Source organism: Nonomuraea sp. NPDC049152, assembly GCF_040648355.1.
Taxonomy (GTDB): Bacteria; Actinomycetota; Actinomycetes; order Streptosporangiales; family Streptosporangiaceae; genus Nonomuraea.
On the sequence record NZ_JBEZDO010000015.1, the window covers coordinates 61,793 to 85,381 of the forward strand.

The following is a 23,589-nucleotide window of genomic DNA, read 5'->3' on the forward strand; positions in this document are numbered from 1 at the left end:
CAGCAGTGTCCTTCACACCCGCCCGGTTGATCCGTCTGGCTTGCCGTCAAGGCGAGGGCTGGGCGGAAAGGCCCGCGTGGTCGGGGACGACGCGGGAGAGTCCCCGCAGCCAGGCCTCGACGTCCTGCGGCCACCACCGCCCCGCCGCCAGCCGGCCGAGCAGCTCGGCGACCGCGCCCGCGGACGGCGGCGCGGGCACCACCCGCACCGGCGCGGCGCCCGCCAGCACCCCCAGCCACCAGTGCCGGACGGTGGCGGGCAGCTCGCCGGGCTCCAGCACGACGTAGTAGTCGGGCAGCACCAGCCGCTCGGTCCGCAGCGCCGCCAGCGTCTCCTCCACCGCGACCTCGAGCCCGCCGACGGGTTCGGTGCCGTCGAAGAAGCCCGCCCACGTGCGCCCCACCTCGGCGAGCGGGTCGGCGTCGTGGACCACGTAGGTGGCCCTTGCCCTGGTCACCGCCTCGGTCACCTGTTCGGGGGTGCGGTCGCCCGCCGTGAGGGCCCGCACGTTGTGCAGGCCGTCCAGTCCCGCGACCACCTCGGCCGCGTGTTCGCCCGCCACCACGATCACCGTGCTGCTCACCCGCCGCATCCCTGGAGTCTACGGAAGCGGTGTGCTTCAATCGCGTGACGGGTACGTGGGGCGCCCCTGACCACCGTTGTCGAGGACCATGGCAGGCCTCCATGAACGACATCGACCCCATCGCCCAGCTCGCCAGGCGCGCGGCCAGGGCGAGCAAGCGCATCGAGTGGCACAACATGCTCGTCCGCGACCTGGAGCTCACCAGGCAGCGGCTGCGGCGCGCCACGCGCCTCATCGAGTACCTGTCGGAGGCGGAGCCGCCGCCTCTGGAGTACGTGACCGCCGTCCGCTCGCCGAGGCGGGGCCGGTTCCAGCAGGTGACGGTGGCGATCGACGGCTGCCGCTGCGTCATCGGGCTGCGCGGGGCGCGTTCGTGGCGGGGCCGCGAGGCCGACGACTGGCGCAGGACGGTCGACGTCGTCAGGCGCGTGCGCAAGGGCGAGCTGCAGTGATCGCCCGCACCGTCTACCAGATGCTGCCGCGCGACCAGGCCTGGTTGCTCACCTGGGTCGACGGCGAGCCCATCGTCGTGATCAACTCCACGCTCGACGAGGGCGAGCAGCGGGCCGCGCGCCTGGACGCCCAGCGCGCGGCCCGCGCCACCCGCCCGCCCGGCTGAGGTCAGGCGCCCTGCAGCTGGAGCATGCTCGGGGTGTCGGCGAAGAACCGGACGCTGGTGACCGTCTCGCGGCGGCCCAGCGGGCGCGTCACGGTGATCGGCTCGGCCAGCTCGACGACGACGTTGGTCTGGGAGCCGACGGCGACGCTGAGCCGCCCGTCGGCGACCTGGATCATGCCGGTCTCGTTGTAGTTGCGCGACACCCGCACCGAGGAGATCAGCTCGCGCGGGATGCGCAGGTCGAAGTAGGCGCCGAAGCGGACGCGCAGCTCGTCGCCTGTCACGACGTGCGGCCTGGTGACGCAGGCCGCGCCGAAGGCCAGCGCGAACACGATGCCGTAGAGGTCGAGCACCAGCACAACGACGCGCACGGGGGAGGGTACGTCCAGAGCCACCAGCAACAGATCGATGCCGACCGTCTCCACGACCATCACGAACAGCATGATCAGCAGGATCGTCGACTGCTCCTTCGAGTACGGCACGGCCGTCGCCCCCCGCGGCACGCCGTGGCGCCGCCTGGCGACCCACAGGCCCAGGCTCGCCATGCCCTTCAGCTCGAACTCCATCACCTTGCGCACGAGCACGGGCACCAGCAGGTCGACGGTCGCCAGCAGCGCCGCCCGCCGCTCCGCCCCCTCGCCGCGCGCCGTCCGGTAGAGCCGGAAGGCGGTCGCCGCCTCCAGCGTGAGCACGCCCAGCACGACCGCCTCGGCCAGGAGCAGCACCGGCGTCGGCAGCGAGACGCCGGAGACGAGCAGGACCGCGAGCAGCAGCTCGGCGGGGATGACCGTGTACAGCGCGGCGCGGGCCAGTCGGAGCATCACATCCGTCCCTTCAACGTGACCATGAGGAGCCTGAACACCTCGGCCTGCGCCGGCGTCATCTCGGCGCTCAGCGCGTCCAGCCAGTCGGCGCCCTGGGCGCCGGACTTCTCGATCATGGGCAGGACCAGCTCGTCGGGCAGGTGGGCGGCCAGGTCGCCGGCCAGCTCGGCGAGCCTCTCGTCGTCGAGGCTCGCGTCGGCCAACTCGTCCAGCCGCAGGTAGAGCTCGTGCCCTCTGGCCAGCGCGGCGGGCTTGGTGAGGGGCCGCATCAGGTCGAGGACGTGGGCCTGGTCGGCGGGGTCGGCCAGGTTGCTCATCAGCGTGAGCATCTCGCGGTCGAGCTTGGCGAACGGCGATTCCGCCGCCTTCCCCGCCGACAGGTCGCGCAGGACCGCCGCCATCTCGGGCGGCACGAGGGAGTCGGGGTGCAGATCCGCCTCGGCGAGCAGGACGGCCAGCCTGGCGCGCCTGACCGCGATCGCCTCCTGCTGCCTGGCGAGGTCGGCGTCCAGCTCCTGGAGCACCTCGCGCAGGTCCTTGCCCTGGTCCTCGGCCAGCACGTCGCGCAGTTCGTCGAGCGACATGCCGAGTCCGGCCAGCTGCCTGACGCGGGACAGCAGGACGGCGTCCCTCAGCCGGTACTCCCTGTAGCCGTTGGCGAGCCGTTCGGGCTCGGGCAGCAGCCCCAGGTGGTGGTAGTGGCGTACGGTCCTGGTCGACACTCCGACCAGGGAGGCGAGCTCTCCGATCCGCATGCGGTCATTACACACGTTGACGTTACGTGAAGGTCAAACTTGGGCCTTGCCGGTGGTCGGGAGCAGGCTTACGATCCGGCTAACTCTTAGGAAACTTTCTTAATAGAAAGATCCGTCGCATGCGCAAATCTTCTGTTGTGCTGCTCGTCGTACTCGTCGCCGTCGCCCTGAGCGCCGTTCCCGCCAGCGCCGCGGCGCGCCTGACCGCCACCTTCGGCCGGTCGGGAACCACCGGTACGTTCATCGTCGCCAACCCCGGTACCACGGCCGTCACCGGCTGGTCGATCGTCTTCGAGTTGCCGCCGGGCGTCACCGCGAGCAATCCGCGGAACGCCACGATCACCCAGAACGGCCCCAAGGTGACACTGACCCCCGCCTTCTACATCAAGACCATCCAGGCGGGCAGGAACACCGAGCCCTACAGCCCCTCCTTCACGCTGAGCTCCGCCGTACAGCCGACCTCGTGCAAGATCAACGGCGCGAACTGCGACGGCAGCGGCCCCGAGCCGCCCGCCCCTCCGCCCGTGGGGGCGACCTACACGGTGAGCGGCACCTCGGCCACGTTCGTGGTGGCCAACAACTCGACCACCGCGCTGAACGGCTGGACGATCGTGTTCGACCTGCCCTCCGGGGTGACCGCGAGCAACGCCCAGCACGCCGCGCTCGCCCAGAACGGGCGCACGGTCACGCTGACCCCCGCCCACTACAACACGACCGTGGCCCCGGGCGCGACGACCGACCCATACAGCCCGACCTTCACGGTCAGTACGGCAGGCGCCGAGCCCACCTCCTGCCGCGTCAACGACGTGAACTGCGACGGCACGCCCGACGCGCCGCCGGGAGCTCCGGGCAACCCGCGCGTGACGGTCAAGACCACCAGGACGGTCTCGCTCGCATGGGACGCCGCCCAGCAGGGCAGCCTGCCCATCGTCGGCTACGTGCTCTCCAACGGCAGCGAGGTCTCCGGCACCACGGCCACCGTGACGGGCCTGACGCCCAACACCTCCTACACCTTCACCGTGAAGGCCAAGGACCGTAAGGGCACGCTGTCGGCCGCCAGCGCTCCCGTGACGGTGACGACGAACAACCCGTCCGACGACACGCAGCCGCCGACCGCCCCCGGCGACCCGCGCAGCACCGGCAAGACCTCCTCCAGCGTCACCCTCGCCTGGACCGCGTCCACCGACAACAAGGGCGTGGCCGGCTATGAGGTCTACACCGGCGCCACTCTCGCGATGACCGTCACGGGCACGGCGGCGACCGTCGGCGGCCTGTCGCCGTCGACCGAGTACACCTTCACCGTCAAGGCCCGCGACCTGTACGACAACCTGTCGCCGGCCAGTGCCCCTGTCACCGTGACCACCTCGGACATCGTGGAGAACGGCTACGCGAGGGTCGGCTACTTCGTCCAGTGGGGCATCTACGGCAGGCAGTACTTCGTCCGCAACCTCGACACCAGCGGGGCGGCGGCGAAGCTGACCCACATCAACTACGCCTTCGGCAACATCGACCCCGTCAACCTGACCTGCCTGCAGGGGGTCACGAAGGGGACCACGCAGAACCCGCAGGACCCGAACCAGGGCGACGGAGCGGGGGACGCCGACGCCGACTACGGCAGGCCGTTCAGCGCGGCGCAGTCGGTCGACGGCGTGGCCGACACCGGGTGGGAGAAGCTGCGCGGCAACTTCAACCAGCTCAAGAAGCTCAAGGCCAGGCACCCGCACCTCAAGGTGCTGATCTCGCTCGGCGGCTGGACCTACTCCAAGTACTTCTCCGACGTCGCCGCCACCGACGCCGCGCGCAAGAAGTTCGTCGGCTCGTGCATCGACATCTATCTCAAGGGCAACCTGCCGGTCGCCGGCGGCGCGGGCGGCCCCGGGACCGCGGCGGGCGTCTTCGACGGCATCGACCTGGACTGGGAGTGGCCGGGCGCCGAGGGGCACGCGGGCAACCACGTGAGCCCGAGCGACAAGGCCAACAACACGCTGCTGATCGCCGAGTTCCGCCGCCAGCTCGACGAGCTGACGAAGCAGACGGGCCGCCGCTACCAGCTCACCGCCTTCACGCCGGCCGACCCCGCCAAGATCGCTGCGGGCTGGGACCTTCCGCAGATCGCCAAGAACCTGGACATCTTCAATGTGCAGGGCTACGACTTCCACGGCGCGGGCAGCGACAACTCGTGGGAGCCGAACCGCACGGGCCACCAGGGCAACCTCCACCTCGACACCGACAGCCCCTACAACCCCGACTTCAGCGTCGAGAAGGCGATCGACGTCTACCTCCGGGCGGGCGTGCACCCGCGCAAGCTCACCATCGGCCTGGCCTACTACGGGCGCGGCTGGCAGGGCGTCGCCGACGGCGGCAAGGCGGGCGAGTGGCAGTCGGCCACGGGCGCCGCGCCTGGACAGTTCGCCGAGGAGGCGGGCACCCGCGGTTACGGCAACCTGGTCGCGGGCGTGCCGAACTGCACGGTACGGCACGACGAGCAGGCCGTGGCCACCTCCTGCTTCACCGGCAACGGCGGCCAGTGGTGGTCCTTCGACGACACGTGGTCGATCGGCAAGAAGAGCGCGTGGCTCAGGAGCAAGAACCTGCTCGGCGCGATGATCTGGGAGATGTCGGGTGACACGGGCGTTCTCACCGACGCGCTCGACGCGGGACTGAGATAACGGCCCCGCGATACGGCTTGCGCCCAACCAGGGCGCAAGCCGTATCAGCATGCGGACATGGTTCTTACCTACAATTTCGGTAGGTTATGGTGGTTTTCACCCGAACCCCGCATTTGAAGGGCGATCTCCCCATGGCTACACGCGTCACAGCGGCAGTGCTCCTCGCCGTCACGGGACTTCTCGCAGGCTGTGGCGGAACCACCGAGCCGACCGCGAAGGTCGCCGCGGCGGGCGAGCCGGTCGTCGGCGGCACGCTGACCTACCTCGAGCACCAGCCGCCGACCTGCCTCTACCTGCCCGCGGCCGGGTTCTATCCCAACGGCGGACTGCTCAACCAGCTCACCGACAAGCTGACCTGGCAGAACCCGAAGACGCTCGAGATCGAGCCGTGGATCGCCACCAAGTGGGAGATCAACAAGGACGCGACCGAGTACACCTTCCACCTGCGCGACGGCGTGACGTTCAGCGACGGCAGCCCGCTCGACGCGAGCGCCGTCGCCGCCAACTTCGACGTGTACGGCAAGGGCAGCACCGAGCTCAAGCTGCCGCCCGCCGAGTTCGTCAACAACTACGAGAGCAGCGAGGTCGTCGATCCCAAGACGGTCACGTTCCACTTCGACAAGCCCTCGCCCGGCTTCCTGCAGGGCACCTCGGTGATCGGCGCGGGACTGGTGTCGAAGAAGACGATCGGCCTGCCGTACGAGCAGCAGTGCCAGCTGAAGAACGTCATCGGCTCGGGACCGTTCACGGTCGCCGACCAGATCGTGGACAAGGAGATCGACCTCAAGGCCCGCAAGGACTACAACTGGGCGCCCCCGTCGTCCAAGCATCAGGGCCGCGCCTACCTCGACGAGATCAAGATCATCGTCACGCCCGAGGACAACGTCCGCGTGGGCGCGCTCACCAGCGGGCAGGCCGACTTCGTCCGCTACGTGCAGGCCTATGACGAGCAGACGGTCAAGGGCGCGGGCTTCACGCTCTACGCCGAGCCGACCAGGGGCGTCAACAACGGCCTCTACCTGCGGCCCTCCAACAGCATCCTGAGCGACATCAAGGTCCGCAGGGCGCTGCAGAAGGGCACCGACGTCAAGGAGGTCGTGGACACGCTGTTCACGCCGAGCTACCCCGCGGCGACCTCGGTGCTCAGCCACCTCGCCCAGGGCTACGTGGACCTGTCGAAGGAGCTGGTCTTCGACCCCGAGGGCGCCGGCGCGCTGCTCGACGAGGCCGGATGGAAGCGCGGCGCCGACGGGATCCGCGAGAAGGACGGCGCCAAGCTCCAGCTCGGCGTCTTCGTCTCGCTGCCGCAGCCGCTGTCGAAGCAGACCCTCGAACTCGTCGCCCAGCAGTGGGCCAAGCTCGGCGTGAAGCTGGAGGTTCGCCCCGGCGACGCGGGCACGCTCGCGGTCGACATCAAGAACGCGGAGAAGACCGCCGTCAGCCACAGCATGGTCGGCCGCGCCGACCAGGACGTCATCAAGAGCCAGTTCCACAGCAAGAACCGCGACGTCATCCTCTCCAAGGACGGCAAGCTCGATCAGCTGCTGGAGGAGGAGTCCGCGCTGGCCGTTCCCGCCGAGCGCAACGCGAAGGTCGCCGAGATCCAGCGCTACCTCGTCAAGCAGGGCTACGCGATCCCGCTGTTCGAGGAGCCCCAGGTGTACGGCGGCGCGCCCAACGTCCACGGCGTCGCCTTCGAGGCGGTGGGCAGGCCGAGCTTCTACTCGGTGTGGAAGTCATGAGGAAGGCGGGGCAGTCGGCCCTCGTCCTGTGGGCCGCCTTCACGGCCGCCTACGTGCTGCTGCAGCTCCTGCCGGGCGACGCGATCCTGATCAAGTTCCAGAACCCCGAGCTGGGCCTGTCTCCCGAGCAGATCGCCCAGATCAGGGAGTACTACGGCACCGAAGGACCGGCCGCCTACCTGCACACGCTGCTCGGCTTCCTGCGCGGCGACTTCGGCTACTCGATCGACACGGGTACGCCCGTCGTCGAACGGCTGGCCGAGGCGCTGCCGGAGACCGCCAAGCTGGCCGGGCTCGGGTTCGCGCTCGCCGTCGTGCTGGCCGTGGCGATCGCGTTCGCCTCAGGCCACCGCCTGCTGGCCTGGCTCAGGGAGGTGCCCTCGCTGTTCGTCGCCGTCCCGGTGTTCTGGGTGGGCATCCTGCTGATCCAGCTGTTCTCCTTCAGGCTGAAGCTGGTGCCGGTCATCGGCGGCACCGAGGCGCAGCAGCTCATCCTTCCCGTGCTCACGCTGGCCGTACCGATCTGCGCGCCGATCGCCCAGGTGCTGGCGCGCGGCATCGACCAGGTGTCCACGCAGCCGTTCGTGCAGGTGGTGGCGGCCAAGGGCGCCTCACGCCGGTGGATCCTGTGGCGGCACGTGGCACGCAACGCGATGCTGCCGACCCTGACGATGGCGGGGCTGACGTTCGGCGAGCTGATCGCCGGCTCGGTCATCACCGAGACCGTGTTCGGCAGGAACGGCGTCGGCAGGCTCACCGAGCAGGCCGTCAGCGCGCAGGACACCCCCGTGCTGCTCGCCGTCGTGGTGCTGGCCGCGACCGTGTTCGTGCTGGTCAACCTGATCGTCGACCTGCTCTTCCCGATCCTTGATCCGAGGCTCAGATGATCAAATGGCTGGTTGTCGCCCTCGTCCTGCTCTGGGCGGTGGTGCCGGGACTGTTCACCGGCTACGACCCGATCGCAGGAGTGCCCGCGGACAAGCTCCTGGCCCCGAGCGCGGAGCACTGGTTCGGCACGGACGCCGTCGGACGGGACCTGTTCGCCCGCGTCGTCCACGGCGCGGTGCACTCGCTGTCGGGCGCGTTCGTCGCCGTCGCGGTCGGACTCGTGCTCGGCACGCTGCTCGGCCTGCTGGCCGGCTCGGTCGGCGGCTTCGCCGACACGGTCGTCATGCGCGTCGTCGACGTGCTGCTGTCGGTGCCTGGCCTGCTGCTCGCGCTGACCGTGATCATCCTGCTGGGCCCGGGCACGGTGAACGTCGCCCTCGCCGTCGGCATCGGCTCGGTCGCGACCTTCGCCCGCCTGGCCCGCTCCGAGGTCGTCAAGACCAGAAGGGCAGACTACGTGGAGGCCGCCTTCGGCAGCGGAGGACGCTTCGTGCCGGTCCTGTGGCGGCACGTGTTGCCCAACTCGCTCGGCCCCGTCATCGCGCTGGCGGCCCTGCAGTTCGGCGTGGCCATCCTGGCCATCTCCACGCTCGGCTTCCTCGGGTACGGCGCCGAGCCGCCCACGCCCGAGTGGGGCCTGCTCATCTCCGAGGGGCGCAACTACCTGGCGACTGCCTGGTGGCTGACCACGCTGCCCGGAGCCGTCGTCGTGGCCGTGGTGCTCGCCGCCGGCCGTATCAGCAGGAGGATCGATGAGCTTGCTCGACGTGCGTGACCTGGTCGTCTCCTATGGCAAGCGCCGTACGGTCCACGGCGTCTCCTTCACCGTCGAGCCCGGCGAGGTCGTCGCGGTGGTCGGCGACTCCGGCTCGGGCAAGACGACCACCGCGCACGCCATCCTCGGCCTGCACCCGGCCGACAGCGGGCAGATCCTGCTGAACGGCACCGACATCGCACCATGGTCGTCCAGGCGCATGGAGTCGGTGCGCGGCGCGCAGATCGGCCTGGTGCCGCAGGATCCCGGCAACTCGCTCAACCCGGTCAAGACCGTCGGCGCGCAGATCGGCGAGACGCTGCGCATCCACCGGCGCGGCGACCGCAGGATGATCAGGGACCGCGTCGCCGAGCTCCTGGTCAGAGTCGGCCTCACCGAGGCGCACGCCTCGCGCTACCCGCACGAGCTGTCGGGGGGCATGCGCCAGCGCGTCCTCATCGCCGCCGCGATCGCGCTGCGCCCACAGCTCGTCATCGCCGACGAGCCGACCAGCGCCCTCGACGTCACCGTGCAGCGACGCATCCTCGACCTCATCGACGACCTGCGCGCGGAGTTCGGCACGGCGGTGCTGCTCGTCACCCACGACCTCGCCGTGGCCGCCGGCCGTTCGGACAAGGTCGTGGTGCTGCGGGAGGGCCGCGTCGAGGAGCAGGGTCCCGCCTCGACGCTCGCCTACACCCAGCGAGTGCTCACGGCGGAGGAGAGGCCGTTCAAGGCGGCCGATCCGGCGGCGCCCGTGGCCGTCGAGGCCAGGGACCTGGTGAAGGAGTACGGCGGCTTCCGAGCTGTCGACGGCGTCTCCTTCGACGTACGGCGGGGCACCACCCACGCGCTGGTGGGGGAGTCGGGTTCGGGCAAGACCACCACCGCCCGCATGATCGCCAGGTTCGTCACGCCCACCTCGGGCGAAGCCACGGTCATCGGGGCGCCCCCGCAGGGCCGCGACTTCCGCAGGCACGTCCAGCTCGTCTACCAGAACCCCTACGCCTCACTCGACCCCCGCCAGACCGTCCAGCGCATCATCGAGGAGCCGCTGCGCAACTTCGCGCTCGACGGTTCGGCCGCCGACCTGCTCGACCGCGTGGGCCTGCCCGCCGACCTGCTGAACCGCAGGCCGCGCGAGCTGTCGGGCGGCCAGCGGCAGCGGGTGGCGATCGCCAGGGCGCTGGCCGTCTCACCCCGGCTGCTCGTCCTCGACGAGGCCGTCTCCGCGCTAGACGTCAGCGCGCAGGGACAGATCCTCGACCTGCTGGAGAGCCTGCAGCGCGACCTGGGCATCACCTATCTGTTCATCTCCCACGACCTGAAGGTCGTGCGGCAGATCTCGCACACCGTTTCCGTCATGAACAAGGGAAAGATCGTGGAATCCGGAACGACAGAGGAGGTCTTCACCGGACCTCTGCACGACTACACCCGCGAGTTGCTCGCGGCGATCCCGGAGCCGGTCCGATGAGCCGCAGGCGGCTGGGCTTCTTCACCCGCCTGCTCGACCAGGCCACCGCCGCCGAGAGGTACGAGCTGGCCGCCGAGCAGATCGCCCACGCGGAGGCGCACGGGTTCGACTCGGGATGGGTGGCCCAGCACCACTTCAGCGAGAGCGAGGGCGGACTGCCCGCGCCCCTGGTCTTCCTGGCCGGTGTCGCCGCCAGGACCAGCCGCATCAGGCTCGGCACCGGCATCATCACGCTGCCGCTCGAGCACCCGGTGCGGGTCGCCGAGGACACCGCCGTCCTCGACCTGCTGTCCGGCGGCCGCCTCGAGGTCGGCGTCGGCAGCGGAGGCACCGCCTCGTCCTTCGCCGCCTTCGGCCACGACAGCGCCGCCCGCTCGGCGATCTACGCCGAGCACCTCGCGGTCCTGGTGAACGCCTGGTCGGGCGGCGACCTGGGCGGCGGCAACCACCTCTACCCGGCCGCACCCCGGTTGCTCGGCGCGATCTGGGAGGCGACGTTCTCGGTCGGCGGCGGCGCGCGGGCGGGGCGCGCGGGCAACGGCCTGATGCTGTCGCGCACGCAGCCGCGCGCCGAGGGCGTCACGCTGGCCGAGGTGCAGCAGCCGATCGTGGACGCCTACTACGAGAACCTGCCCTCCGGTACGGCACCGCGCATCGCCGCCTCCCGCACCGCCTTCGTCGCCGACTCCAGGCAGGAGGCGCTGCGATACGCGCAGGAGGGGATCGCACGCGCCTCCCGCCAGTCGCCCGAGCTGGCGGCGTTCCTGTGGGCCGACACGCACGTGGGCACGCCCGACGAGGTGATCGCGAGCCTGCGGGCCGATCGGACCCTCGACAGGGTGACCGACCTGGTCTTCCAGGTGCACTCGGCGGATCCGCCGCACCCGCTCATCCTCCGCTCGATCGAGCTGCTGGCCACCAAGGTCGCGCCCGCGCTCGGCTGGACCGCTTCGGAGCAGGCATGACCGACATCATCGACCAGCTGGTGGGCATAGCTCCAGGATCGCGGCTCGACGTGCTGCGCCGCCGGCGTCCGGACGCCCGGGAGCACGCGCAGCGCACCCACGAGGCGCTGTTCGTCCCGTCCTTCGAGCTCCCCGCCGGACGGGGGGTGAGCGACATCGGGCTGGAGGAGGTGACACAGGCCGAACGGCACGCGGTCGCCGCCTTCGTCGCGGGCCTGCACCGGCAGGAGGCCGTCACCGCGCTCCACGCCGCCGCGCTCGACCCCGACCTCGCCAAGCGGATCGCCGTCCAGGCCGAGGAGGCGCGAACGACGGGCCCCTACGGGCGCTACCGCGAGCCCGAGCTGGCCGGCGAAAGCGTCGAAGGGCCCCGCTACCGGGCCGAGGGGATCGACGGGAGGCTGGCCGCCGCGCTGGAGCACGCCCACCTGCTGGTGTTCCGTCCGCGAGAGGCGAGCCCCGAGGCGCTGGCCGAGCTGCGCGAGGCGGGCTGGTCCTTCACGGGGATCGTCACGCTCTCGCAGCTGGTCGCCTTCCTCACCTTCCAGATCCGTGTCGCCACCGCGTTGGGAGCGCTCGCGTGAAGTTCACCCAGGACCAGCTCGGCTGGAAGCCGTGGATCGAGCCACTGGCCGAGGACGAGCTGACGGAGGAGCACAGGGAGGCGCTGGTCGACAGGGCGCGGGCCGCCTCGCCGTACTTCAGGCTGCTCGCCCGCGACCCGCGCGTCCTGCACGCGCGCACCAAGACCGACAACGACATCTTCCACAACGCCGACGGCGGCCTGCCCCGCGCCGAGCGGGAGCTGGCGGCCACGGCGACCTCCCGCAGCAACGGGTGCGTCTTCTGCGCCTCCGTCCACGCCCGCTTCGCCTCCCACTACTCCAAGCGCGAGCACGACGTGCGGAGGCTGCTGGACGAGGGTGTGGAGGCTGAGCAGGATGCTCGATGGCGGGCGATCGTCGACGCCTCCGTCGCGCTCACCGAAACCCCTCCGAGGGCAGACGTCGCGGCCCTGCGCGAACAGGGACTCGACGACCTGGCCATCAGCGACGCGCTGCACGCGGCCGCCTTCTTCAACTGGGCCAACCGGCTCATGCTTTCCCTGGGAGAACCCGATGAGTCTTGATCACTTGGTGTACGCCGTTCCCGACCTGCTGAAGGGGGTGGCCGACTTCGCCGAGCGGACGGGGGTCGCCCCGGTGAAGGGCGGCTCGCATCCCGGCGGCACCGCCAACTATCTGGTCGGCTTCGGCCCGACGTCCTATCTGGAGATCATCGGCCCTGATCCGGAGGTCGAGGGAGCGAGGCCGAGGGCGTTCGGGCTGGAGGAGTTGACCGAGGCGCGGCTGGCCGGGTGGGCGATCCATCCCGACGACATCGACACGACGGTGAGGCTGGCGCGCGAGCGGGGCTACGACCCCGGCGGGGTGCAGCCGCTGTCGCGCCGCAAGCCCGACGGGACGTTGCTGGAGTGGCGGCTGACCCGATTCGAGAACCCGGCGGACGTCAGGCCCGTGCCGTTCCTCATCGACTGGGGGAGCACGCAGCACCCCGCCGCCTCGGGGTTGCCGCAGGTGGCGTTGGCCTCGTTCACGGCCGTCACGCCCGACGTCGAGGGACTGCGGGCCGACCTCGACGCCGTCGGCGCCACCATCGACGTGGAGGAGGGCCCGGAGGTGGGGCTGCGGGCCGTACTGGACACCCCGAAGGGTAAGGTGACGCTGGCATGAGCGGCCTGCGCGAGTATCTTTCCCAGAAGCGGGCCGCGCTGCTGGCCAGGCGCGAGGCTCCGGCGAGCGGCCCGGTGCCGCTGCGGGCGAGCGTCACGGCCGAGGGCCGCAGCGGGGTGCGCAGGATCAGGATCAGGGACTTCCAGATCCTCAGCGACAGCGGCCCCGACTTCGCGGGCTACGACCTCGGGCCCGGCTCGCCCGAGCTGCAGGCGGGCGTGCTCGGCAGCTGCGTCACTCACATCTTCCTGATCAAGGCGGCCGAGCTGGAGGTGCCGCTCGACTCGCTGTCCGTGGACGTGGAGGCCGAGTACGACCCGCGCGCCCAGGCCCCTGGCAACACCGACGTTCCCGTCCATCCGCAGAACTTCAGGTACGAGGTGCTGATCGACTCGCCCGCCTCGGACGAGGACCTCGCGCGGCTGCACGCCGAGGTGGAGCGGGTGTGCCCCATCCTCAACCTGATCCGGCACCCGCAGGAGATCAAGGGTCAGGTGGTGCGGGCGGGCTGACCCTGCCGGAGGGACGGTTCTCGGTGATCCACTCGTCGATGGCCTCCCACTGGTCGTAGAGCCACCTGATGCGGTCCTGGCGTGAGGCGGGGATCTCGGCGGCGGGCACGCGCCACCAGTGCGCCCTGATGCGGGCGCTCACCGGCAGCCGCCGCCACACGTCGCCGATCGTGACGAGGTCGTCCAGCCCGGTGTGCGCGACGAACACCACGTCGGCCTCCGGGCACGCCTCGATCGCGGCGATCGCGCCGCCCGGCCGGGGCGGCAGCAGGTGGTCCAGGGCGCTGGCCCGTTTGGCCTCCTCCTCCAGCCCCTTCTCCTCCAGCCGCCTGATCGCCATGCGGCGGCGGCGCGGGGTGAAGTTGCCGCCCTCGGGGAAGATCACCAGGGCGTCGTCGGCGTCCATGGTGGCCGACAGGCGCCTGATCTCCTCGATGACCCCGCTCTGGGCCGCCCTGCGGGGGACGAAGGCGTTGGGCAGGCGGTTGATGACCACGTCCAGAGACGGGTCGAGCTGCAGGGCCGCCTTCATGACGATCCTGGGCTGCCGCCCGTAGAGGTGGAGCAGGTGGTGGACCAGCAGGAAGGAGTCGCCTGGGCCCGCGTGCCGCGACAGCACGATCACGGGACGGGCTCGCCGTACGTCGCCCGGCGGTTCGTCGATCTCCACGCTCAGCCGGAAGACGCGCACCGCCACGCCGTACACCTGGGAGAGGAACCAGCGGATCAGCTGGTAGTGGCGCTCCTGGTGGCGGTCACGATGCAGCCGGCCGCCGAAGCCGCTGGCCACCCACAGCCCCAGGCACGCCACCAGCACCCCGCACTCCAGCACCAGCCACGTCACGCCGAACCAGAGGAAGCGGACCCCGCGCCGCTGCGGCGGCGGCAGCCGCATCGAGGCGGCGGTGACGACGACCAGCCACACGGGCAGCGTGACGACGGCCGCCACGGCCAGCACGATCACCAAGGGGACGAGCACGAGCCTGCGGACGATGCGAGGGGGCACACCTCATCGGATCACGCCCGCGAGGTAGCGGGAAGAGGCCGCGTAGGCCCGGTCGATGGAGCCGGAGATCTGCGACAGATCGCGGTAGCGCAGCGGAGAGATGGGCGCGTCGAGCCCCGTGGGCAGGACGTGCACCTCCACCGAGCCGGGCAGCGAGGCCATCTCCTCGGCGAAGCGGTGCCTGCGCGCGATCTCGAAGGCGACCGTCCCCACTTCCCACGGCCGTCTGGGCGCCGACAGCGGCTGCTCGATCCTGCCCACCTGCAGGACGAACACTCTGCGCGCCCCCAGCTGCACGGCCCTGCCGACGGGGATGCTGTGCACGAGACCGCCGTCGAAGAAGTGCTCGTCGCCGATCCGCACCGGCGGCAGCAGCCCCGGTACGGCACAGCTGGCCAGCACAGCCTCGACCAGCGGCCCCTCGGTGAACCAGCGGGCGCTGGCCCGCTCGATCGAGGCCGCCACGCACTGGAAGCGCACCGGCAGCTCCTCGATGAGCTCCACGCCGACCAGCTCGGTCAGCAGCTGCCTGAGCGGCCCGATCGGGTGCAGATGCGTGCCGGTCCTGGCCAGCGTGGACAGCCGCTGCACCCACGACCCGGCGAACGCGGTACGCGCCACGTCCGAGCGCCACAGCGTGGTCAGCCGCTCCACCGCGCCGGACGGCGAGGCGGACAGGAGCACGCCGTTGAGCGCGCCCACCGACGTGCCGACCACCAGGTCGGGTGTGATCCCCGCCTCGTCGAGGGCTCGCAGCATGCCCACCTCATGCGCGCCGAGCACGCCTCCGCCGCCGAGCACGAACGCTGTCTCCACAACTCCGTATCATCGCCCAACGCGGTACCGTCTGGCCCCAGGTGGGCTGTTGTCCGTAGAGTTCTCGGGAGGAGGGTGGCGTCCGCGATGATAAAGCTGTTCGTCGTACTGCTGGTGATCATCCTGGTGGTGCTCGTGCTCATGATGATCAGAAGACGTCCCTCGCCTCCCGCGCAGCCGCAGCGGGAGAGCCCGCGCGAGATCCTCAAGCGCCGCTACGCGGCGGGCGAGATCGACGAGGACGAGTATCTGCGCCGCATGTCGGGCCTCAATCAGGACTGGTGAGCGCCGTCGGACGTCAGCGGTACCTGATGACCTGGAAGAGGCGGAGCCCGATGCCGACCGCGGCCCCGACGCAGCACGTCCACAGCGGGCCCGCGTAGTCGAACGCGCCCTCGGCGGGGCGGACGCCGACCCGGTGGTCCGGGTCGTAGGCCACCATGATCCGCTCGCCGACCTTGCCCGCCGCCGCGCCGGTGGTCATCGCGCCGATATCCCGCACGACGCAGTTGAGCCTGTGGTCGTAGAGGGTGCGGGTGTGCCAGGTGGTGTTGCCGTTGGCGTCCGTGGTGGTGTACTGCTCCACGCGCGAGTCGATGTCGACGATCGCGCACGGCGTCGTTCTGCCGCGCTGGTCGAGCACCCAAGCGTCGGCCACCTCGCCCGCGGCGAACAGGGCGATGCCGAGCGCGAGGAACGACCCCAGGAAGACGACGACGCCCTCGAAGTAGAGGCTGGTGAAGACGATGAGCCCCATGGCGACGAGGGTCATGGCCAGCCGCAGCAGTCCTCCCGCCCAGTTGTCGAGCCACGGCGGGCCGTAGGCGTTCAGCATGCCCGCCCCGAAGTAGAGCCCGATCGCCCCGAGGGGGGCGACCACCGCCATCAGCATCCCCCGCCCGAAGCCGAGCCGTCCCCTGGCCCACCGTCGCGGCCGCATGAAGTCTCCTTCCCGCCGTCCCCGGTCTCGACCATGATCGCCGAACCGGCCGCGCGGGACCACCCGATCGAGGAAGACGGCGGCGGGCCCGCCCCGCGAGACGGGCCCGCGCCTGCGGTCATGGGATCAGCAGCAGCTTGCCCGTCGTACGGCGGGCCTGCAGGTCCTCGTGCGCCCGAGCCGCCTCGGCCAGCGGGTAGCGCTCGGAGATGTTGATCGTCAGTTCGCCCGCCGCGAGCCAGCCGCACACGTCGGCCGCCCGCCACAGCAGCTCGTCGCGCTCGGCGATGAAGTGGACGAGAGACGGCCTGGTCAGGTAGAGCGAGCCACTCCTGTTGAGCACCTGCGGGTCCAGCGGCGGCACGGGGCCGCTGGCCGCGCCGTACAGGACCATCAGGCCGCGCTTGCGCAGCGAGGCCAGGCCGCCGTCGAAGGTGGTGGCGCCCACCCCGTCGTAGACGACGTCCACGCCCGCGGGGACGACCTGGCGGACCGCGTCGGCGAAGCCGTCGTAGCGGAACACCTCGTCCGCGCCCGCCTCGCGGGCCAGCTTCTCCTTGGCGTCGGAGGAGACGGTGGCGAGCACCGTGGCGCCCTTGAGCTTGCCGAGCTGGGTGAGCAACTGGCCCATGCCGCCGGCCGCGGCGTGCACGAGCATCACGTCGCCCTGCTTCACCTCGTACACGGAATGCGTCAGGAAGTGCGCGGTCATGCCCTGCAGCAACGAGGCGGCGGCCAACTCGGCCGACACCCCCGCGGGGACCGGCACCACCCTGGAGGCGGGCACCACGGCCTTCTCGGCGTAACTGCCGAGCACGTTCACCCACGCGACGGTGTCGCCGACCGCCAGGTCCTCCACACCCTCGCCCACGGCGGCGACCGTGCCCGCGCCCTCGGAGCCGATCGGGGACGGCAGGTCGAGGGGATAGGTGCCGGTGCGGTGGTAGACGTCGATGAAGTTGACGCCGCTCGCGGCGACGTCGATCAGCACCTCGCCAGGGCCGGGTACCGGGTCGGGGTGTTCTGCGTACTCGAGGACCTCGGGACCGCCCTGGGCATTGATCACAATGGCATGCATTTCTCCAGTCTCCACCTGGCGCCCCTGAAGCGTTCATGCAGGGTCCTGTCGTGCGAGACCACCACCAGGGCGCCCCGACAGGCGTCCAGCGCGCGCTCTAGGGCTGCTGCTTGATGCCGCGCATCTCGAAGTCGTCGTAGACCACCTTGAGCGGGTTGGGGCTGCCCTTCGGCACGCGGGCGAAGAGCCCGATGTTGCCGCTCGGCAGGCCGGTGGGGTCGTCCACCTGGTGGACCCGCTTGCCGTTGACCCACATGGACAGCCGCGTGGCGCCGTCGCCCTGCTCGCAGGAGACCTGGATGTGGTTGCTCTCCTTGGCGTTGAACCCGTCGATCTTGACGGGTGCGGCCATGTTGCCGCCCGCCTTGTTGGCGATGCGGCGGATCCGGGTGGTGCCCGAGGTGTCGAGGGTGAACTCGTAGTAGGTGCCGTCGCCGTCGCCCCTGCACCACAGGCCGAACTCGCCGCTGCCCGATTTGACCTTGGCGGCGACCCCGACGAGCAGGGACGAGGGCATCAGCGGCGTGGGCGTGGCCGAGGGCTCGGGCGTGGCGGGCTTCTCGGTGACGAACGGGACGGGCGCCGTCGCAATCCGCTCCTCGTTGTACTCGCCCGCGTCGAGGCCGTAGGTGAAGTCGGAGGTGATGTAGCCGTAGCTGTCGTCGGCCTCGGCGTCGTAGGTGCCGCCCCAGCCGCTCGAGGTCGAGGTGAAGTCGTCGGAGAAGAGCGTGGGCATGTCGGGAGGCCCGCTGGGCAGCAGCGACCAAACCCCCAGCCCGCCGGCGACCGCCAGCGCCGCCGCCACGGCGATCCCCGCGACGAGCCTGCCCCTCTTCTTCGCCTGTGGAGCGGCGTAGGGGGTCGTGCCGCCCTCCTGCCAGGCCACCTGCACCGTGTGCACGGCCTGCTCGGGGGCGGCCTGGCGGCCGATCAGGTGGTCGAGGATCTGCTGCGCCGTCGGGCGTCGCGCCGGATCCTTCGCCAGCGCGGCCACCACCAGCTCCCGCAGGCCAGGCTCGAGCCCGTCGAGCGAGGGCTCGGTGTTGAGCACCTGGTAGATGATCGCGGGCAGCGTCTCGCCGGGGAAGGGCGCCCGTCCCGAGGCCGCGAACGCCATCAGGCAGCCCCACGAGAACACGTCGCACGCCGGCGAGACGGCCTCGCCGCGCAGCACCTCCGGCGCCATGTACCGGGGCGTGCCGACCAGCTCGCCGGTGCCGGTCACGCCGCCGATCTCGTCGAGCGCCCTGGCGATGCCGAAGTCGATCACCCGAGGGCCGATGGGGGACAGCAGCACGTTGGACGGCTTGAGATCCCTGTGCACCACGCCCGCGGCGTGAATCGCGGTGAGGGCCGTCGCCACGCTCACGGCCAGCGCGTCGAGGCTCGACCCCTTCAGCGGCCCCGACTGCCCGACCGCCTCCTCCAGGTTCGGCCCCGGCACGTACTCGGTCACCACGTAGAGCTGGTCGCCGTCGAGCGCCGCCTCCAGCACCGCGGCCGTGCAGAACCTGCGCACCCTGAGCGCCGCGTCGGCCTCTCTCCTGAAGCGCATCCTGAACTGCTCGTGCTGGCTGAGCTCCGGATTGATCACCTTGATCGCGACGCGCTGACCCGTGGGGTCCTCGGCCAGATGGACCGTGCCCATGCCGCCCCTGCCGAGCATGTTCAACAGCCTGTAGCGTCCGATCTGGTTCACGACGGGTCAGCTTAGCGACATCGAGTGCAGACCGGGCAGTCCCGCTGAGGGTGAAACGACCAGCACCTTGCACCCCGCGGCGGTGGCGGCGGCGATGCCCGTGGGGCTGTCCTCGACGGCGACGCAGCGGCGCGGGTCGGCCTCCAGCAGCCGGGCCGCCTCCAGGTACGGGTCGGGGTGCGGCTTGCCGCGCGGGGTGTCCTCGGCGGCCAGGACGACGGCGAAACTGTGGTCGAGCGAGGGCAACACCAGCTCCACGATCGACCGGGGGGAGGCGCTGACCAGGGCGGTGGGGATGGCCTCCGTGGCGAGCGCCCGCAGCAGCTCCGCGGCGCCCGCGATGACGCGCACACCCTGCCTGATGCGGTCGGCGAACGACTCGGTGAGCCGCTCGGCGACCGCCTCGACCGCGTCAGGGGCAGGGGGCGAGAGCAGGTGGGCGGCCGTGTCCTCGACCGTTCTGCCGAGGACGTACGGCACGTCGTCGGGGCCGAGGGTGCGCCCGAGCGAGGCCGCCACGTCGGCCGTGGCCTCCCACCACAGGCCCTCGGTGTCCACGAGCGTGCCGTCCATGTCGAACAGCACGGCGTCGGGTACGACGGGGTCGACAGGGGCGGCGTCGGGCGGGGCGGTGTCAGGCGGCACCGGCGGCGTCCTTCGCGGAAGTGGGCGCGGGCGTGGTGGTGCTGCGCGGCGAAACGAGGACGGGCCGTTCGACCAGGCGGACGGATACGCGCGTGCCCGGCGCCAGCCGTACCGCCTCGTGTCCGGGGACGTCGGCGAGGACCTCGCCGCCTTCCATGGACAGCCGCAGCCTGACCGAGGCGCCGCGGAACGAGGCGGTGATCACCTCGGCCCGCCCCTCGCCCGAGGGGGCGACGAGCACGGCCTCAGGCCTGATGAGGACGTCGACGTCCGTGCCGTCCGCCTTGCCGTCGATCGGCAGGAGCTGGCCGAGCACCGTCACCTGGTCGCCGGAGACCCGTCCCGGCAGGTGGTTCATGGTGCCGACGAACTCGGCCACGAACGGCGTGGCGGGCCGGTCGTAGACCTCGGCCGGCGTGCCGCACTGCTCCAGGCGCCCGCTCTTCAGGACGGCGACGCGGTCGGCGACCGACAGCGCCTCCTCCTGGTCGTGCGTCACGAAGATCGTGGTGATGCCCAGGTCGAGCTGCAGGCGGCGGATCTCCTCCCGGAGGGCGACGCGGACCTTGGCGTCCAGCGCGGACAGCGGCTCGTCCAGCAGCAGCACGCGCGGCGACAGCGCCAGCGCGCGAGCCAGGGCGACACGCTGCTGCTGGCCGCCCGACAGCTGGTGCGGGTAGCGGTCGGCGTGCGAGGGCAGGCCGACCAGCTCCAGGAGCTCCAGCGCCCGCTCCCTGCGAGCGGCCAGCGGGGTCTTGCGGACCCGCAGGCCGAAGGCGACGTTCTCGGCCGCGTTGAGGTTGGGGAACAGCGAGTAGGACTGGAACACCATGCCCGCGTCACGCTTGTTGGCGGGCACGCCCGTGATGTCCTTGCCGTCCATCAGCACGGCGCCCTCGTCGGGACGCTCGAACCCCGCCACGCAGCGCAGCGCGGTCGTCTTGCCGCAGCCCGAGGGGCCGAGCAGGGCGACCAGTTCGCCCGGCTCGATCGTGAGGTCGAATCCGTCGAGCGCGACCGTCTTGCCGAACACGCGGCGCAGGCCCTTGAACTCCAACCGGGCGGTCATTGGCCCTTCTTTCGTGAAACACCGGACACGGTGAGCAGCAGCAGCCAGGTCAGCAGGAGGCTGAGCACGGAGACGGCGACGGACAGCTGTCCCTTGGACCCCGAGATCGTGACGATCCAGACGGCGAACGGCTGGTACCCGAGGATGCTGGCCACCGTGTACTCGCCCAGCACCAGGGCCAGGGTCAGGAAGGCGGCGCTGGCCAGCGCGGAGCGCAGGTTGGGGACGATCACCCCGAGCATCACGTGCGGCCACGAGGCGCCCAGGTTGCGGGCTGCCTCGACCAGCGTCCGCACGTCCATCGTGCGCAGCCCGGCGTCCAGCGAACGGTAGACGAAGGGCAGCACGAGCATGACGTAGACGAACACGAGCACGAGCGGGAAGTCCTGGTTCTGTACCGCGTTCAGCGTGGCCCAGAACGGCGTCGGCGCGAGCACCTCGCCGCCCACCTGGAGCGACCTGCTCACCCCCGCCACGAACGTGATCGGCGGCACCACCAGCGGCAGCGTGCAGATCACCTCCATGACGGGACGCAGCCGCGGTACGGCCAGCCGTACCGCGATCATGGCGGGCAGCGTGAGCAGCAGCACCAGCACGATCGTGGCCGCGGCCAGCCCGAGGGACAGCAGCAGGCTGGGCAGGAAGCCCTCGGCCGTCCACAGCTCCACGTAGGGAGCGAACGAGACGCCCGTGGTCTCGTTGTGGATCGTGAACCAGAAGGACGCGGCGAGCGGGACGAGGAAGTACAGGGCCGCCAGCGCGAAGACGAACCCGCGCCAGAGGCGGGGCCTGCCCTGGCGGGACCGCGCGGCTGGGGCGGTCTCGGGGACCGGTGCGACGGGCGCGAGCGTGGTCATGCCGTCCACCTCACTGCAGCCATCGGGTGCTCCTTCTCTGCAGCGGCAGGTAGACCGCCATGACCAGCGCGGCGACCAGGACCATGTCCAGGCTGAGCGCCAGGCCGATGTTCTCGAAGCCGGTCTGCACGTCGCCGGAGAGGGCGGCGGCGATCTTCAGGGTGACCAGCGGCAGCACGGTGCCCGCGCCCATCGCCGAGGCGGTGGCGTACGCGGCGAACGCCGAGCCGAACAGCAGCACCACGCCGCCGAGCAGCCCAGGGGTCAGCACCGGCAGGGCCACGTACCGCCAGTACTGCCAGGTCGTGGCGCCGTTGTTGGCGGCCGCCTCACGCCACTGCGGGCGCAGGCCGTCCAGAGCCGGCGCGATGACCAGCACCATGAGCGGCACGGAGAAGTACAGGTAGACCAAGGCCAGGCCCCAGAAGGTGAACAGCGAGCCCGAGGGCAGGTCCAGCAGCCCGCTTACCACGCCCGAGTTGCCGAGCGTGGCCACCCAGAAGAAGGCCAGCGGCACGCCGCCGAAGTTGGCCAGCACGCCCGAAGCGGTCAGCACGGCCTCGCGCAGCACGGTGGAGCGGGAGGTGACCACGGCCTGGGCGAGGAAGGTGCCCAGCACCGCGCCCAGCAGCGCCACCACGGCCGACAGCTTCACGCTGTTGCCGAGCGCGAGCAGGTAGCCGCCCTGCAGGGTGAGCGCCAGGTTGCCGAGCCCCGGCGAGCCCTCCACGGTGAAGGCCCCCGCCACCATGGCGATGGCGGGGATCCCGAAGGCCAGCGCGACGAAGAGGAGCAGCGGCAGCGCGCCGAGGATGCGCCTCATCAGCCCGCGACAGCCGCGTCCCAGGTCTTGGCCAGGTCTTCCTTGGCCTTGGTGACCTGCTCCTCGGTCGGGAACTTGGGCTCACCCTCGACCGGCGGCAGCTTGTCGGCCAGCGCCTTGTCGATGGTGCCGTCAGCCGTCATCGCGGGCATCAGCACCGGGCGGGCGCCGCCCTTGAGCCACAGGTTCTGACCCTCGACGCTGTAGAGGAACTCCATCCACAGCCGCGCGGCGGCAGGGTGCGGGGCGTCCTTGTTGACGGCCTGCACGTAGTACTGGGCGTAGATGCCGTCGGACGGCACCGCCACCTGGAAGTCGAGGCCCTTGGGCAGGAACTGCTCGCGGTATCCGGCGTTGAGGTAGTCCCAGTCGATGCTGATGGGCGTCTCGCCCTTCTCGACCGTGGCGGGCGTGGACTCGACCGGGTTGTAGTTGCCGACGTCCTTCAGCTTCTTGAAGAACTGCACGCCGGGGCCGATGTCGTCGAGCGAGCCGCTCTGGGACAGCGAGGCCGCCCACACGCCGGCGAAGGCCGAGCCCGACTTGTTCGGGTTGCCGTTCAACGCGACCTTGCCCTTGTACTCGGGCTTGAGCAGGTCGGCGAAGGTCTTGGGGCAGGTGCCGATCTTCTTGGCGTCGCAGCCGATGGAGACGTAGCCGCCGTAGTCGTTGACCCACAGGCCGTTCGGGTCCTTCTGGCCATCGGGGATCTTGTCCCAGCTCTGCACCTTGTAGGCCGCGTACAGGCCCTCCTTGGCGCCGCTGAAGCCGAAGGCCTGACCGACGTCCAGCACGTCGGGCGCGCGGTCCTGCCCCTTGCGGGTCTTCACCGCGTTGATCTCGTCGGCGCTGGAGGCGTCCGGGTTCTCACTCTCGACCTTGATGCCGTACTTTTCTTCGAACTTTTTGATGATCTCGCCGTAATTCGCCCAGTCGGGCGGAAGGGCGATGACATGCAGGTCGCCCTCCTTCTTGGCCGCCTCGACGAGCTTGTCGAGACCGCCGAGCTGGGCGGCGGAGGTCGCCGTCGCGGCGCTCACCCCGCCCGCCGTCGTCGGCGCCTGGGCGGTCGGTGCGGCGCCGCACGCCGCGGTCACTACCGTTAGAGCTGCGATCAAGCCTGCGATGCGAGGTGTGG

At 70.9% G+C, this 23,589-nt stretch carries 26 protein-coding genes; 13 read left to right on the forward strand and 13 right to left on the reverse strand.

What is annotated here, in order from left to right:
- Positions 1-46 precede the first annotated feature (46 nt).
- Entirely contained in the window at positions 47-592 is a 546-nt protein-coding gene (locus tag AB0B45_RS26210) for a hypothetical protein (RefSeq protein WP_358135320.1), read from the reverse strand.
- A 92-nt stretch (positions 593-684) separates the two neighbouring features.
- On the opposite strand from AB0B45_RS26210, the gene AB0B45_RS26215 reads away from it, so the two are divergent.
- Together AB0B45_RS26215 and AB0B45_RS26220 are read left to right on the forward strand one after the other, a co-directional pair.
- On the forward strand, positions 685-1,035 hold the full coding sequence (locus AB0B45_RS26215) for a hypothetical protein (RefSeq protein WP_358135322.1): 351 nt from the start codon (positions 685-687) through the stop codon (positions 1,033-1,035).
- Positions 1,032-1,202, forward strand: coding sequence for a hypothetical protein (locus AB0B45_RS26220; protein ID WP_358135324.1), 171 nt, complete (start codon positions 1,032-1,034; stop codon positions 1,200-1,202). Before AB0B45_RS26215 ends, AB0B45_RS26220 begins: the two co-directional genes overlap by 4 nt.
- A 2-nt stretch (positions 1,203-1,204) precedes the next feature.
- Here AB0B45_RS26220 and AB0B45_RS26225 read toward each other — a convergent pair whose 3' ends face one another.
- Together AB0B45_RS26225 and AB0B45_RS26230 are read right to left on the reverse strand one after the other, a co-directional pair.
- Positions 1,205-2,023, reverse strand: a complete 819-nt coding sequence (locus AB0B45_RS26225; RefSeq protein ID WP_358135326.1) for a hypothetical protein — start codon at positions 2,021-2,023, stop codon at positions 1,205-1,207.
- On the reverse strand, positions 2,023-2,781 hold the full coding sequence (locus AB0B45_RS26230; protein ID WP_358135328.1) for a MerR family transcriptional regulator: 759 nt from the start codon (positions 2,779-2,781) through the stop codon (positions 2,023-2,025). The genes AB0B45_RS26225 and AB0B45_RS26230 overlap by 1 nt, the downstream gene beginning before the upstream one ends.
- Before the next feature lie 119 nt (positions 2,782-2,900).
- On the opposite strand from AB0B45_RS26230, the gene AB0B45_RS26235 reads away from it, so the two are divergent.
- The 10 genes from AB0B45_RS26235 to AB0B45_RS26280 all read left to right on the forward strand — a co-directional run bounded on the left by AB0B45_RS26235 (position 2,901) and on the right by AB0B45_RS26280 (position 13,518).
- Complete coding sequence (locus AB0B45_RS26235) at positions 2,901-5,450, forward strand: glycosyl hydrolase family 18 protein (RefSeq protein ID WP_358135330.1); 2,550 nt, start codon at positions 2,901-2,903, stop codon at positions 5,448-5,450.
- Positions 5,451-5,581: 131 nt separating this feature from the next.
- Positions 5,582-7,192: a TIGR04028 family ABC transporter substrate-binding protein gene (locus AB0B45_RS26240; RefSeq protein WP_358135332.1), complete on the forward strand. Its 1,611-nt coding sequence runs from the start codon at positions 5,582-5,584 to the stop codon at positions 7,190-7,192.
- The gene (locus tag AB0B45_RS26245) at positions 7,189-8,079 is read left to right on the forward strand and encodes an ABC transporter permease (RefSeq protein WP_358135742.1); all 891 of its coding nucleotides are present in this window, start codon (positions 7,189-7,191) and stop codon (positions 8,077-8,079) included. Before AB0B45_RS26240 ends, AB0B45_RS26245 begins: the two co-directional genes overlap by 4 nt.
- Positions 8,076-8,855, forward strand: coding sequence for an ABC transporter permease (locus AB0B45_RS26250; RefSeq protein ID WP_358135334.1), 780 nt, complete (start codon positions 8,076-8,078; stop codon positions 8,853-8,855). The genes AB0B45_RS26245 and AB0B45_RS26250 overlap by 4 nt, the downstream gene beginning before the upstream one ends.
- A complete protein-coding gene (locus AB0B45_RS26255) occupies positions 8,833-10,308 on the forward strand; it encodes an ABC transporter ATP-binding protein (RefSeq protein ID WP_358135338.1) in 1,476 nt (491 codons plus the stop codon). Before AB0B45_RS26250 ends, AB0B45_RS26255 begins: the two co-directional genes overlap by 23 nt.
- The gene (locus AB0B45_RS26260) at positions 10,305-11,273 is read left to right on the forward strand and encodes a putative FMN-dependent luciferase-like monooxygenase (RefSeq protein WP_358135341.1); all 969 of its coding nucleotides are present in this window, start codon (positions 10,305-10,307) and stop codon (positions 11,271-11,273) included. The genes AB0B45_RS26255 and AB0B45_RS26260 overlap by 4 nt, the downstream gene beginning before the upstream one ends.
- Positions 11,270-11,857: a CMD domain protein gene (locus AB0B45_RS26265; protein ID WP_358135344.1), complete on the forward strand. Its 588-nt coding sequence runs from the start codon at positions 11,270-11,272 to the stop codon at positions 11,855-11,857. The genes AB0B45_RS26260 and AB0B45_RS26265 overlap by 4 nt, the downstream gene beginning before the upstream one ends.
- A complete protein-coding gene (locus AB0B45_RS26270; protein ID WP_358135347.1) occupies positions 11,854-12,402 on the forward strand; it encodes an alkylhydroperoxidase domain protein in 549 nt (182 codons plus the stop codon). Before AB0B45_RS26265 ends, AB0B45_RS26270 begins: the two co-directional genes overlap by 4 nt.
- A complete protein-coding gene (locus AB0B45_RS26275) occupies positions 12,392-13,006 on the forward strand; it encodes a VOC family protein (RefSeq protein ID WP_358135350.1) in 615 nt (204 codons plus the stop codon). Before AB0B45_RS26270 ends, AB0B45_RS26275 begins: the two co-directional genes overlap by 11 nt.
- A complete protein-coding gene (locus tag AB0B45_RS26280) occupies positions 13,003-13,518 on the forward strand; it encodes an OsmC family protein (RefSeq protein WP_358135352.1) in 516 nt (171 codons plus the stop codon). Before AB0B45_RS26275 ends, AB0B45_RS26280 begins: the two co-directional genes overlap by 4 nt.
- Here the strand turns inward: AB0B45_RS26280 and AB0B45_RS26285 are convergent.
- A complete protein-coding gene (locus AB0B45_RS26285; protein ID WP_358135355.1) occupies positions 13,490-14,524 on the reverse strand; it encodes a 1-acyl-sn-glycerol-3-phosphate acyltransferase in 1,035 nt (344 codons plus the stop codon). The two genes, AB0B45_RS26280 and AB0B45_RS26285, sit on opposite strands and share 29 nt — an antisense overlap.
- A gap of 3 nt (positions 14,525-14,527) precedes the next feature.
- Complete coding sequence (locus AB0B45_RS26290; protein ID WP_358135358.1) at positions 14,528-15,340, reverse strand: patatin-like phospholipase family protein; 813 nt, start codon at positions 15,338-15,340, stop codon at positions 14,528-14,530.
- A gap of 87 nt (positions 15,341-15,427) precedes the next feature.
- Here AB0B45_RS26290 and AB0B45_RS26295 point away from each other — a divergent pair, with 87 nt between their 5' ends.
- Entirely contained in the window at positions 15,428-15,625 is a 198-nt protein-coding gene (locus AB0B45_RS26295) for an SHOCT domain-containing protein (protein ID WP_358135361.1), read from the forward strand.
- A gap of 13 nt (positions 15,626-15,638) precedes the next feature.
- On the opposite strand, the gene AB0B45_RS26300 is transcribed toward AB0B45_RS26295, so the two are convergent.
- From AB0B45_RS26300 to AB0B45_RS26335, 8 genes are all read right to left on the reverse strand, one after another.
- Positions 15,639-16,280, reverse strand: a complete 642-nt coding sequence (locus AB0B45_RS26300; protein ID WP_358135364.1) for a hypothetical protein — start codon at positions 16,278-16,280, stop codon at positions 15,639-15,641.
- 118 nt (positions 16,281-16,398) lie between these two features.
- Entirely contained in the window at positions 16,399-17,358 is a 960-nt protein-coding gene (locus tag AB0B45_RS26305) for a quinone oxidoreductase (RefSeq protein ID WP_358135367.1), read from the reverse strand.
- 97 nt (positions 17,359-17,455) lie between these two features.
- The gene (locus AB0B45_RS26310; protein WP_358135370.1) at positions 17,456-19,057 is read right to left on the reverse strand and encodes a serine/threonine-protein kinase; all 1,602 of its coding nucleotides are present in this window, start codon (positions 19,055-19,057) and stop codon (positions 17,456-17,458) included.
- A 6-nt stretch (positions 19,058-19,063) separates the two neighbouring features.
- Entirely contained in the window at positions 19,064-19,702 is a 639-nt protein-coding gene (locus tag AB0B45_RS26315) for an HAD family phosphatase (protein WP_358135372.1), read from the reverse strand.
- Positions 19,692-20,771 (reverse strand): ABC transporter ATP-binding protein, encoded by a 1,080-nt coding sequence (locus tag AB0B45_RS26320; RefSeq protein WP_358135375.1) that lies wholly within the window; start codon positions 20,769-20,771, stop codon positions 19,692-19,694. The genes AB0B45_RS26315 and AB0B45_RS26320 overlap by 11 nt, the downstream gene beginning before the upstream one ends.
- Positions 20,768-21,628 carry an ABC transporter permease subunit gene (locus AB0B45_RS26325; protein ID WP_358135378.1) on the reverse strand — a complete coding sequence of 287 codons (861 nt, stop codon included), beginning with the start codon at positions 21,626-21,628 and terminating at the stop codon, positions 20,768-20,770. Before AB0B45_RS26325 ends, AB0B45_RS26320 begins: the two co-directional genes overlap by 4 nt.
- Positions 21,629-21,638: 10 nt before the next feature.
- Positions 21,639-22,451: an ABC transporter permease subunit gene (locus AB0B45_RS26330; protein WP_358135380.1), complete on the reverse strand. Its 813-nt coding sequence runs from the start codon at positions 22,449-22,451 to the stop codon at positions 21,639-21,641.
- Entirely contained in the window at positions 22,451-23,569 is a 1,119-nt protein-coding gene (locus AB0B45_RS26335) for an extracellular solute-binding protein (protein ID WP_358135383.1), read from the reverse strand. Before AB0B45_RS26335 ends, AB0B45_RS26330 begins: the two co-directional genes overlap by 1 nt.
- Between the last annotated feature and the right edge of the window lie 20 nt (positions 23,570-23,589).

Coding starts and splice junctions, on each gene's coding strand:
- AB0B45_RS26210 (WP_358135320.1), bottom strand. CDS start 592: ATGCGGCGGGTGAGCAGCACGGTGATCGTGGTGGCGGGCGAACACGCG.
- AB0B45_RS26215 (WP_358135322.1), top strand. CDS start 685: ATGAACGACATCGACCCCATCGCCCAGCTCGCCAGGCGCGCGGCCAGG.
- AB0B45_RS26225 (WP_358135326.1), bottom strand. CDS start 2,023: ATGCTCCGACTGGCCCGCGCCGCGCTGTACACGGTCATCCCCGCCGAG.
- AB0B45_RS26230 (WP_358135328.1), bottom strand. CDS start 2,781: ATGCGGATCGGAGAGCTCGCCTCCCTGGTCGGAGTGTCGACCAGGACC.
- AB0B45_RS26235 (WP_358135330.1), top strand. CDS start 2,901: ATGCGCAAATCTTCTGTTGTGCTGCTCGTCGTACTCGTCGCCGTCGCC.
- AB0B45_RS26240 (WP_358135332.1), top strand. CDS start 5,582: ATGGCTACACGCGTCACAGCGGCAGTGCTCCTCGCCGTCACGGGACTT.
- AB0B45_RS26245 (WP_358135742.1), top strand. CDS start 7,189: ATGAGGAAGGCGGGGCAGTCGGCCCTCGTCCTGTGGGCCGCCTTCACG.
- AB0B45_RS26250 (WP_358135334.1), top strand. CDS start 8,076: ATGATCAAATGGCTGGTTGTCGCCCTCGTCCTGCTCTGGGCGGTGGTG.
- AB0B45_RS26255 (WP_358135338.1), top strand. CDS start 8,833: ATGAGCTTGCTCGACGTGCGTGACCTGGTCGTCTCCTATGGCAAGCGC.
- AB0B45_RS26260 (WP_358135341.1), top strand. CDS start 10,305: ATGAGCCGCAGGCGGCTGGGCTTCTTCACCCGCCTGCTCGACCAGGCC.
- AB0B45_RS26265 (WP_358135344.1), top strand. CDS start 11,270: ATGACCGACATCATCGACCAGCTGGTGGGCATAGCTCCAGGATCGCGG.
- AB0B45_RS26275 (WP_358135350.1), top strand. CDS start 12,392: ATGAGTCTTGATCACTTGGTGTACGCCGTTCCCGACCTGCTGAAGGGG.
- AB0B45_RS26280 (WP_358135352.1), top strand. CDS start 13,003: ATGAGCGGCCTGCGCGAGTATCTTTCCCAGAAGCGGGCCGCGCTGCTG.
- AB0B45_RS26295 (WP_358135361.1), top strand. CDS start 15,428: ATGATAAAGCTGTTCGTCGTACTGCTGGTGATCATCCTGGTGGTGCTC.
- AB0B45_RS26300 (WP_358135364.1), bottom strand. CDS start 16,280: ATGCGGCCGCGACGGTGGGCCAGGGGACGGCTCGGCTTCGGGCGGGGG.
- AB0B45_RS26305 (WP_358135367.1), bottom strand. CDS start 17,358: ATGCATGCCATTGTGATCAATGCCCAGGGCGGTCCCGAGGTCCTCGAG.
- AB0B45_RS26320 (WP_358135375.1), bottom strand. CDS start 20,771: ATGACCGCCCGGTTGGAGTTCAAGGGCCTGCGCCGCGTGTTCGGCAAG.
- AB0B45_RS26325 (WP_358135378.1), bottom strand. CDS start 21,628: ATGACCACGCTCGCGCCCGTCGCACCGGTCCCCGAGACCGCCCCAGCC.
- AB0B45_RS26330 (WP_358135380.1), bottom strand. CDS start 22,451: ATGAGGCGCATCCTCGGCGCGCTGCCGCTGCTCCTCTTCGTCGCGCTG.